The sequence below is a fragment of the Exiguobacterium sp. J17977 genome (assembly GCF_018616375.1).
Classification (GTDB): Bacteria; Bacillota; Bacilli; order Exiguobacteriales; family Exiguobacteriaceae; genus Exiguobacterium; species Exiguobacterium mexicanum.
The window spans coordinates 26,588-35,767 of sequence record NZ_JAEQBB010000011.1; the positions used below are offsets into that span (position 1 = coordinate 26,588).

Genomic DNA, 9,180 nt, shown 5'->3' on the forward strand with positions numbered 1-9,180 from the left:
TTAGTGCCGCCAATCGGTTGTTGTCGATGACAACGGTGTCCAGCAGTCGGCAAGCTACTTGGACGTCACCCGATCTTTCTCCGGAAAGGTTTGGCTGCTATTATTGCCACTTTCAAGGTATAACTCACGTTTTTGCGAGGTCATGGAATGCCTACGCCTCGTAAAAGCGTTTCGTTATGACCTTAAATGAACCACCCGGGTCGGTGGGTCTAGAAAATAGCATAATTCAGGAAGGGAGGATCTTCAAAGATGCCTACTATCAACCAGCTAGTCCGTAAAGGACGTAAATCGAAAGTCGTTAAATCTGACTCTCCAGCACTTAACAAAGGTTACAACAGTTTCATCAAGTCACAAACTAACGTGAGCTCGCCACAGAAACGTGGTGTTTGTACACGTGTTGGTACAATGACTCCGAAGAAACCGAACTCGGCATTACGTAAGTATGCTCGTGTTCGTTTGACTAACCAAATCGAAGTGACTGCGTACATTCCAGGTATTGGCCACAACCTTCAAGAGCACAGCGTTGTTCTTATCCGTGGAGGACGTGTAAAAGACTTACCAGGGGTACGTTACCACATCGTTCGTGGTGCGCTTGACACTGCAGGTGTTGACGGACGTATGCAAGGCCGTTCTAAATACGGTACGAAACGTCCGAAAGCTGCGAAGAAGTAATTCTCGCGAAACTAAAAACTACTGAAATTTTGAAAGGAGGGTACTCGGATGCGTAAAAACCGTGCAGAACGTCGTGACGTTATCGCAGATCCGATCTACAACTCGAAATTGGTAACTCGCCTCATTAACCGTGTCATGTTAGACGGTAAAAAAGGTACAGCTCAAACTATCATTTACAACGCATTTGGCCTCATCGCTGAACGCTCAGGCAAAGAGCCTATGGAAGTGTTCGAAGAAGCAATGAACAACATCATGCCTGTACTTGAAGTTAAAGCTCGCCGTGTTGGTGGAGCAAACTACCAAGTTCCTGTTGAAGTTCGTCCAGAGCGCCGTACGACACTTGGTCTTCGTTACCTCGTGAACTACGCTCGTCTCCGCAACGAGAAAACGATGGAGCAACGTATCGCGAACGAAATCATGGATGCAGCCAATAACACTGGTGCGTCTGTTAAGAAACGCGAAGACATGCATAAGATGGCAGAAGCGAACAAAGCGTTTGCTCACTATCGTTGGTAAGTTAAACGTAAAGACCACTCCACGTCACCAAGCGGTGGCTTAATGGAGTGGCTTTCGGGTATAATCATATCGTGTGCCAGCACACGAAAAACACATGCGGAAGGAGAATACCCAGTATGGCAAGAGAATTCTCCCTAAAGAATACTCGTAACATCGGGATCATGGCTCACATCGATGCCGGTAAGACGACAACAACTGAACGTATTCTTTATTACACAGGTCGTATCCACAAAATTGGTGAAACTCATGAAGGAGCTTCACAAATGGACTGGATGGAGCAGGAGCAAGAGCGTGGAATCACGATCACTTCTGCAGCGACAACTGCACAGTGGAATGGCCACCGTGTAAACATCATCGATACACCTGGACACGTAGACTTCACAGTTGAAGTTGAACGTTCACTCCGTGTACTTGATGGCGCTGTTGCGGTACTTGACGCTCAGTCAGGTGTTGAACCACAGACAGAAACTGTATGGCGTCAAGCGACGACTTACGGTGTTCCACGTGTCGTATTCGTCAACAAGATGGATAAGATCGGTGCGGACTTCTTGTACTCGGTGAAAACACTTCACGAACGTTTACACGCAAACGCACATCCAATCCAACTTCCAATCGGTGCGGAAGATGAATTCAAAGGAATCATCGACCTCGTTGAGAAGAAGACATACATGTACACGAACGACCTCGGTACTGACATCGAAGTAACGGATGGCTACCCAGCTGACATGGCTGACGAAGCTGAAGAACTTCGCGGTCAATTGATCGAAGCGGTTGCTGACTACAACGAAGAGTTGATGATGAAATACCTCGAAGGCGAAGAGATCTCAATCGAAGAACTCAAAGCTGGTATCCGTCAAGCAACACTCAGCGTAGAATTCTACCCTGTACTCGTTGGTTCTGCCTTCAAAAACAAAGGTGTTCAATTGATGTTGGACGCTGTTGTTGATTACCTCCCATCACCAGTTGATGTTGAGTCAATCAAAGGTGTTAACCTCGACACAGAAGAAGAAATCACGCGTGAGCCTTCTGACGAAGCTCCGTTCTCGGCACTTGCGTTCAAAGTCATGACGGACCCTTACGTCGGTAAATTGACGTTCTTCCGCGTGTACTCTGGTACAGCACAAGCTGGTTCGTATGTGAAGAACTCGACTAAAGGTAAGCGTGAGCGCCTCGGTCGTATCCTTCAAATGCACGCGAACAGCCGTGAAGAAATCCCAATGGTATTCGCTGGTGACATCGCCGCAGCCGTTGGTCTTAAAGATACTACGACTGGTGATACGCTTTGCTCAGAAAAAGACAACGTCGTTCTCGAGTCAATGACATTCCCAGAACCGGTTATCTCGGTCGCTATCGAGCCTAAATCGAAAGCTGACCAAGACAAGATGGGTCAAGCCCTCGCGAAACTCGCAGAAGAGGATCCAACTTTCCGCACTGAAACAAACCAAGAGACTGGTCAAACGATCATCTCTGGTATGGGTGAGCTTCACCTTGATATCCTCGTTGACCGTATGCGTCGCGAATTCAAAGTAGAAGCTAACGTTGGTGCACCACAAGTTGCTTACCGTGAAACAATCCGTGGCGCTGCGAAGATCGATTCGAAATTCGTACGTCAATCAGGTGGACGCGGTCAGTACGGTCACGTTGTCGTAGAATTCGAGCCGAACGAAGAAGGCGCTGGATTCGCATTCGAGAACAAGATCGTCGGTGGTGTTGTACCACGTGAATACGTCCCAGCTGTTCAGAACGGGATTGAAGAAGCTCTCGAAAACGGTATCCTCGCTGGTTACCCAGTAGTTGACGTTAAAGCTGCCCTCGTCTTCGGATCGTACCACGATGTCGACTCGAACGAGATGGCGTTTAAAGTTGCTGCTTCGATGGCGGTTAAACAACTTAAGGAACAAGCGAAAGCTGTCATCCTTGAGCCAATGATGCGTGTTGAAGTTGTCATCCCAGAAGAATACTTGGGAGACATCATGGGTGACGTCACGTCACGCCGTGGACGCGTAGAAGGTATGGAAGCACGCGGTAACGCTCAAGTCGTTAAAGCAATGGTTCCACTTTCAGAAATGTTTGGATATGCGACATCGCTTCGTTCACGTACGCAAGGACGCGGAACGTACTCGATGCACTTCGATCACTACGAAGAAGTACCGAAGTCAATCGCAGAAGAAATCATCAAAAAAGCGAACGGCTAATAACGGTTGTAACGCTTAATTGATTGTTGTAAGCTAAGGAGGACGTATGTTAAAAGTAGCCTACGTCTTCCTAGTTAAATAAAAAACTAATTGTCTAATAGAGGAGGAATCTAGAATGGGTAAAGAAAAATTCGACCGTTCTAAACCGCACGTTAACGTTGGTACAATCGGCCACGTCGACCACGGTAAAACAACTTTGACTGCAGCGATCTCAGCTGTACTTTCAAAAGCACAAGGGAAAACAGCTACAAAGTTTGACGCAATCGATGGTGCTCCTGAAGAGCGTGAGCGCGGTATCACAATCGCAACAGCTCACATCGAGTACGAAACTGACAAACGCCACTATGCACACGTTGACTGCCCAGGTCACGCTGACTATGTTAAAAACATGATCACTGGTGCTGCACAAATGGACGGCGCGATCCTCGTTGTTTCGGCAACTGATGGCCCAATGCCACAAACACGTGAGCACATCCTTCTTTCACGTCAAGTAGGTGTTCCTTTCATCGTCGTATTCATGAACAAAGTTGACATGGTTGATGACGAAGAACTCCTCGAGCTCGTTGAAATGGAAATCCGTGAACTTCTTTCTGAGTACGACTTCCCAGGCGACGACCTCCCTGTAATCAAAGGTTCTGCACTTGGCGCGCTTAACGGCGAACCACAGTGGGAAGAAAAAATCATGGAACTCATGAACGCAGTTGATGAGTACATCCCTGAGCCAGTTCGTGACACGGACAAAGAATTCATGATGCCAGTTGAGGACGTATTCTCAATCACTGGTCGCGGTACTGTAGCGACTGGTCGTGTTGAGCGTGGTGTTCTCCGCGTCAACGACGAAGTTGAAATCGTTGGTCTTACAGAAGAAACTAAGAAAACTGTATGTACTGGTGTAGAGATGTTCCGTAAGCTTCTCGACTACGCTGAAGCTGGCGACAACATCGGTGCTCTTCTCCGTGGTGTATCACGTGAAGACATCGAGCGTGGACAAGTACTTGCTAAGCCAGGTTCAATCACGCCGCACTCAAAATTCAAAGCTTCAATCTACGTTCTTTCTAAAGAAGAGGGTGGCCGTCACACGCCATTCTTCGCGAACTACCGTCCGCAGTTCTACTTCCGTACAACTGACGTAACTGGTATCGTTCACCTTCCAGAAGGTACTGAAATGGTAATGCCAGGAGACAACATCGAGTTGACGATCGAATTGATTTCTACAATCGCGATCGAAGACGGAACACGTTTCTCAATCCGTGAGGGTGGCCGTACAGTAGGCGCTGGTTCAGTAACTGAAATCATCGAGTAATCGATTGAAATACTGACCTTTCAAGCAGTCCGCATTTTGCGGGCTGCTTTTTTGTTTTAAGGCGAGACGTGGTAAGATGGGACATATGTTGCAGGAAGGGGTGACGAGGATGGAAAAACAAGTCGAGACGTTATGTCGCTTAAATGGGATTGCGTGTCGGTTCGGTGGGTCGACGTTATTGAAGCACCACGGACTCATCGAGACGACGAATGACTTGGATGTATTCGTGGAACCGGATCAGTTCGAACGATTGGATCAAGTGTTGAGTCGAGTCGGTGAGAAAGTGGAAACGGCACCGCACGCCGATTACATGACGACTTACTTTAGCGAGTATACGTTTGAAGGTGGCGATATCGATGTGATGGCCAGTTTCCGGATGAAGTGTACTGATGGGATTTATACGCATCCTTACATTGAACCGGTCGGCAGCTGGATGCGACTCGAAGAGTGGATCGTGCTGTACACGGTCATCGGTCGGGAAGATAAGTTAAATCGACTAGCGGAATATTTTGAGACGCATGAGCTCGATGAAGGGGTCGTCCAAACCTGCCTCAAACGAGCCCCTGCCTCAGTGGTTGAAGCCGTCACCGAACGCTTCGGAACACACATGAAACGCTAGGTCGAGTTGGCACGGCGGTTCTCGAAAGAAATAGTTCAACAAAAGAAAGAAAATAGCTTGCAAAAGGGTTCGAATCTTGTTACATTAGTGAACGTTGAACAACTCATCAGACATCCGGCACGATTAAAAAATCAAATCTTGCATTTCATATGTAGATTCGATATAATGATTAAGTGTTTGTGCGAGTGGTGAGAGACTTTACAGCAGAAATCGGGTCCAATCGTTGATTTGCAATGATCGGATACCTCTGCTGACACAAGCACGCTGCGATGAAGCGGGAGGTTATGACACGCCAGGCAGCTTTGCCATGGCCGGTGTGGAAATTTCCGCGGAGAACTGTCTATTTTTAAAAATAGGCGACAAAGGAGGGAAACTTACATGGCAAATGAAAAAATCCGTATTCGTTTAAAAGCATACGACCATCGCGTACTCGATCAATCAGCTGAGAAAATCGTTGATACTGCGAAGCGTTCAGGTGCAAAGGTTTCGGGACCAATCCCGCTTCCAACTGACAAATCGATCTACACGATCCTTCGTGCCGTTCACAAGTACAAAGATGCTCGTGAACAGTTCGAAATGCGTACACACAAACGCTTGATCGACATCGTTAACCCAACACCAAAAACGGTTGATGCGCTTATGCGTCTCGAATTACCATCAGGTGTTGACATCGAAATCAAACTTTAATTCTTCATATAGTAGATACTAGCCAGAAGAGACAATAATTATTAATAGGAGGTGTATCTCATGGCTAAAGGAATCTTAGGAACAAAACTTGGTATGACTCAAATCTTCAACGAAGCAGGCGAAGTCGTACCGGTAACAGTAGTTGCTGTCGAAGGAAACGTTGTGCTTCAACTTAAAACAGTTGAAACAGACGGTTACGAGGCACTTCAACTCGGTTTCGGCGACATCAAAGAATCACGTCAAAACAAACCAGCAAAAGGTCACGCTGCGAAAGCAAGTGCGACACCTAAGCGCTTCATCAAAGAGATTCGTACTTCAGTAGAAGGATACGAAATCGGTCAAGAGATCAAGGCGGACATTTTCGCTGCAGGTGAATTAGTAGACGTAACAGGTACATCGAAAGGTAAAGGATTCCAAGGTGCGATCAAGCGTCACGGACAATCACGTGGACCAATGGCTCACGGTTCGCGCTACCACCGTCGTCCTGGTTCGATGGGTCCTGTAGCTCCTAACCGCGTATTTAAAGGGAAGCTTCTTCCTGGTCAAATGGGTGGCGAGCGTAAAACGATTCAAAACCTTGAAGTTGTCAAAGTTGACGTGGAACGCGGCCTTGTACTCGTAAAAGGCGCAATCCCAGGCGCTCGCAAGTCGAACGTCATCATCAAAACAGCGGTAAAGGGTAACTAATTAACTGCACGGAAAGGAGGAATTACGAATGCCTAAAGTAGCTTTGCTTAACCAAACAGGTTCACAAGTTGGCGAAATCGAATTGGCAGAAGCCATCTTCGGTATCGAGCCAAATGACTCAGTACTTTATGACGCGATCGTTATGCAACAAGCATCACGCCGTCAAGGTACTCACGATACGAAAGGTCGCTCGGAAGTACGCGGTGGCGGCCGTAAACCATGGAAACAAAAGGGAACTGGTCGTGCGCGCCAAGGTTCTATCCGCTCACCACAATGGGTTGGTGGTGGTACAGTCTTCGGTCCAACACCACGTTCATACTCTTACAAGCTTCCTAAAAAAGTTCGTCGTCTTGCACTTCTCTCGGCTTTGTCGTCAAAAGTGAAAAACAACGAAATGATCGTCCTCGAAGGCCTTGCTTTCGATGCACCAAAAACAAAAGATATGGTCGCTGTACTTCTTGGCCTATCAGTAGAACGTAAGGCTCTCGTAGTCACAGCGGACTACAATGAGACTATCGCTCTCGCAGCTCGTAACATCCCAGGAGTGACTGTGATCGAAGCAGCCGGCGTTAACGTTCTTGACCTCGTTGCTAACGACAAAGTCATCTTCACTAAAGATGCGGTTGCGAAGGTAGAGGAGGTGCTTGCATAATGGCTCAAGCATACGATATCATCAAACGTCCTATCATCACTGAGCGTTCTGTTAGCCTCATGGAAGCTAACAAATACGTTTTCGAGATCGACGTTAAAGCAACTAAATCACAAGTGAAGCACGCTATCGAAACAATCTTCAACGTGAAAGTTGCTTCGGTAAACACAATGAACATGAAACCGAAAGCGAAACGTGTCGGTCGTCACTCTGGTTACACATCGCGTCGTAAAAAAGCGATCGTAACTCTTGCTGAAGGCAACACAATCGACTTCCTCGGTTAATTTACTACCTTAGAAGAAAAGGAGGGAATCCTCGATGGCAATTAAAAAGTTTAAGCCGACCACTAACGGTCGCCGTAACATGACATCTCTCGACTTTGCAGAGATCACAACGAATCGCCCTGAAAAATCGTTAACTGAAAAGCTTTCGAAAAAAGGCGGTCGTAACAACCAAGGTCGTTTGACTGTACGTCACCAAGGTGGCGGACACAAACGTAAATACCGTATCATCGATTTCAAACGTAACAAAGATGGCATCGTCGGACGCGTTGCTACGATCGAATACGATCCAAACCGTTCAGCAAACATCGCCCTCATCAACTATGCAGATGGTGAGAAACGTTACATCCTCGCTCCTAAGGGCATCAAAGTAGGCATGGAAATCATGGCTGGCCCAGAAGCGGATATCAAAGTGGGGAACGCTCTTCCACTTATGAACATCCCTGTCGGTACTACTATCCACAACATCGAGCTTAAGCCTGGTAAGGGCGGTCAGCTTGTTCGTGCGGCTGGTGCATCGGCACAAATCCAAGGACGTGACGGCAAGTACGTTATCGTTCGTCTTCAATCAGGTGAATCACGCTTGTTCCTCGGCACTTGCCGCGCGACAGTCGGTTCAGTTGGTAACGAAGAACACGAACTCGTAAACATCGGTAAAGCAGGACGTTCACGTTGGTTAGGCAAACGCCCAACAGTACGTGGTTCTGTAATGAACCCGGTTGATCACCCACACGGTGGTGGTGAAGGTCGTGCGCCAATCGGTCGTTCGGGCCCACTTACTCCTTGGGGTAAACCAGCTCTTGGTCTTAAAACACGTAAGAAAAACAAATCGAGCGACATGTACATCCTTCGTCGCCGTAAGAAATAATTACTACATGATTCTCGGGCGGTTCGAAAGGGCCGTTCCCGAATCATTCCAAAGGGAGGTTCTATCATGGGTCGCAGCTTGAAAAAAGGTCCATTCGCAGATCACCATTTACTCGCTAAAGTTGACAAACTTAACGAATCTGGTGAGAAGCAAGTCATCAAAACTTGGTCACGTCGCTCGACAATCTTCCCAGAATTCATGGGTCACACGTTCGGTGTACACGATGGTCGTAAACACGTACCAGTATTCGTGACAGAAGACATGGTCGGTCACAAACTTGGTGAATTCGCTCCAACACGCACGTACAAAGGTCACGGATCAGACAAGAAAACGAAACGGTAATTTGAGGGGAGGTCAAATCCATGCAAGCTAAAGCATCAGCTAATATGGTCCGTCTTGCTCCTCGCAAAGCACGTCTCGTTGTAGACTTAATTCGCGGGAAACAAGTCGGCGAAGCGCTCTCTGTCCTTGCTCACACGAACAAGGCAGCGTCGCCAATCGTTGAAAAAGTATTGAAGTCAGCGATTGCAAACGCAGAGCACAACTACGATATGAATATTGAGAACCTTGTAGTGTCGGAAATCTTCGTCAACGAAGGTCCAACACTCAAACGCTTCCGCCCACGTGCGATGGGTCGCGCAAGCCGCATTAACAAACGCACAAGCCACATCCACATCGTGGTAACTGAGAAATAAGGAGGGAT

At 47.4% G+C, this 9,180-nt stretch carries 12 protein-coding genes; all 12 read left to right on the forward strand.

Annotated features, from left to right (window positions below):
- Nucleotides 1-249 precede the first annotated feature (249 nt).
- The 12 genes from rpsL (at nt 250) to rplV (ending at nt 9,172) form a co-directional block, all read left to right on the forward strand.
- A complete protein-coding gene (gene rpsL / locus KNO58_RS14660; RefSeq protein ID WP_012727683.1) occupies nt 250-672 on the forward strand; it encodes a 30S ribosomal protein S12 in 423 nt (140 codons plus the stop codon).
- 48 nt (nt 673-720) lie between these two features.
- Nucleotides 721-1,188, forward strand: coding sequence for a 30S ribosomal protein S7 (rpsG, locus tag KNO58_RS14665; RefSeq protein ID WP_021066600.1), 468 nt, complete (start codon nt 721-723; stop codon nt 1,186-1,188).
- Between the two features lie 116 nt (nt 1,189-1,304).
- Nucleotides 1,305-3,383, forward strand: a complete 2,079-nt coding sequence (gene fusA, locus KNO58_RS14670; protein WP_029594429.1) for an elongation factor G — start codon at nt 1,305-1,307, stop codon at nt 3,381-3,383.
- A gap of 115 nt (nt 3,384-3,498) precedes the next feature.
- The gene (gene tuf, locus KNO58_RS14675) at nt 3,499-4,686 is read left to right on the forward strand and encodes an elongation factor Tu (protein ID WP_021066602.1); all 1,188 of its coding nucleotides are present in this window, start codon (nt 3,499-3,501) and stop codon (nt 4,684-4,686) included.
- A 109-nt stretch (nt 4,687-4,795) separates the two neighbouring features.
- On the forward strand, nt 4,796-5,305 hold the full coding sequence (locus KNO58_RS14680) for a hypothetical protein (protein WP_214755089.1): 510 nt from the start codon (nt 4,796-4,798) through the stop codon (nt 5,303-5,305).
- Between the two features lie 378 nt (nt 5,306-5,683).
- Entirely contained in the window at nt 5,684-5,992 is a 309-nt protein-coding gene (gene rpsJ, locus KNO58_RS14685) for a 30S ribosomal protein S10 (RefSeq protein ID WP_021066604.1), read from the forward strand.
- 60 nt (nt 5,993-6,052) lie between these two features.
- Nucleotides 6,053-6,679: a 50S ribosomal protein L3 gene (rplC, locus tag KNO58_RS14690; protein WP_021066605.1), complete on the forward strand. Its 627-nt coding sequence runs from the start codon at nt 6,053-6,055 to the stop codon at nt 6,677-6,679.
- 28 nt (nt 6,680-6,707) lie between these two features.
- Nucleotides 6,708-7,331, forward strand: coding sequence for a 50S ribosomal protein L4 (gene rplD / locus KNO58_RS14695; protein ID WP_021066606.1), 624 nt, complete (start codon nt 6,708-6,710; stop codon nt 7,329-7,331).
- Nucleotides 7,331-7,612, forward strand: coding sequence for a 50S ribosomal protein L23 (rplW, locus tag KNO58_RS14700; protein ID WP_021066607.1), 282 nt, complete (start codon nt 7,331-7,333; stop codon nt 7,610-7,612). The genes rplD and rplW overlap by 1 nt, the downstream gene beginning before the upstream one ends.
- Nucleotides 7,613-7,646: 34 nt before the next feature.
- Nucleotides 7,647-8,477, forward strand: a complete 831-nt coding sequence (gene rplB, locus KNO58_RS14705; protein ID WP_021066608.1) for a 50S ribosomal protein L2 — start codon at nt 7,647-7,649, stop codon at nt 8,475-8,477.
- Nucleotides 8,478-8,543: 66 nt separating this feature from the next.
- Entirely contained in the window at nt 8,544-8,819 is a 276-nt protein-coding gene (gene rpsS, locus KNO58_RS14710) for a 30S ribosomal protein S19 (protein WP_012727673.1), read from the forward strand.
- A 20-nt stretch (nt 8,820-8,839) separates the two neighbouring features.
- Nucleotides 8,840-9,172 carry a 50S ribosomal protein L22 gene (rplV, locus tag KNO58_RS14715; RefSeq protein WP_021066609.1) on the forward strand — a complete coding sequence of 111 codons (333 nt, stop codon included), beginning with the start codon at nt 8,840-8,842 and terminating at the stop codon, nt 9,170-9,172.
- The last annotated feature ends 8 nt before the right edge of the window (nt 9,173-9,180 follow it).

Excerpts from the sequence above, each read along its gene's own strand:
- rplV (WP_021066609.1), top strand. The coding sequence starts at position 8,840 with ATGCAAGCTAAAGCATCAGCTAATATGGTCCGTCTTGCTCCTCGCAAA.
- rpsL (WP_012727683.1), top strand. The coding sequence starts at position 250 with ATGCCTACTATCAACCAGCTAGTCCGTAAAGGACGTAAATCGAAAGTC.
- KNO58_RS14680 (WP_214755089.1), top strand. The coding sequence starts at position 4,796 with ATGGAAAAACAAGTCGAGACGTTATGTCGCTTAAATGGGATTGCGTGT.
- rpsS (WP_012727673.1), top strand. The coding sequence starts at position 8,544 with ATGGGTCGCAGCTTGAAAAAAGGTCCATTCGCAGATCACCATTTACTC.
- rplB (WP_021066608.1), top strand. The coding sequence starts at position 7,647 with ATGGCAATTAAAAAGTTTAAGCCGACCACTAACGGTCGCCGTAACATG.
- rpsG (WP_021066600.1), top strand. The coding sequence starts at position 721 with ATGCGTAAAAACCGTGCAGAACGTCGTGACGTTATCGCAGATCCGATC.
- fusA (WP_029594429.1), top strand. The coding sequence starts at position 1,305 with ATGGCAAGAGAATTCTCCCTAAAGAATACTCGTAACATCGGGATCATG.
- tuf (WP_021066602.1), top strand. The coding sequence starts at position 3,499 with ATGGGTAAAGAAAAATTCGACCGTTCTAAACCGCACGTTAACGTTGGT.
- rplW (WP_021066607.1), top strand. The coding sequence starts at position 7,331 with ATGGCTCAAGCATACGATATCATCAAACGTCCTATCATCACTGAGCGT.
- rplD (WP_021066606.1), top strand. The coding sequence starts at position 6,708 with ATGCCTAAAGTAGCTTTGCTTAACCAAACAGGTTCACAAGTTGGCGAA.
- rpsJ (WP_021066604.1), top strand. The coding sequence starts at position 5,684 with ATGGCAAATGAAAAAATCCGTATTCGTTTAAAAGCATACGACCATCGC.
- rplC (WP_021066605.1), top strand. The coding sequence starts at position 6,053 with ATGGCTAAAGGAATCTTAGGAACAAAACTTGGTATGACTCAAATCTTC.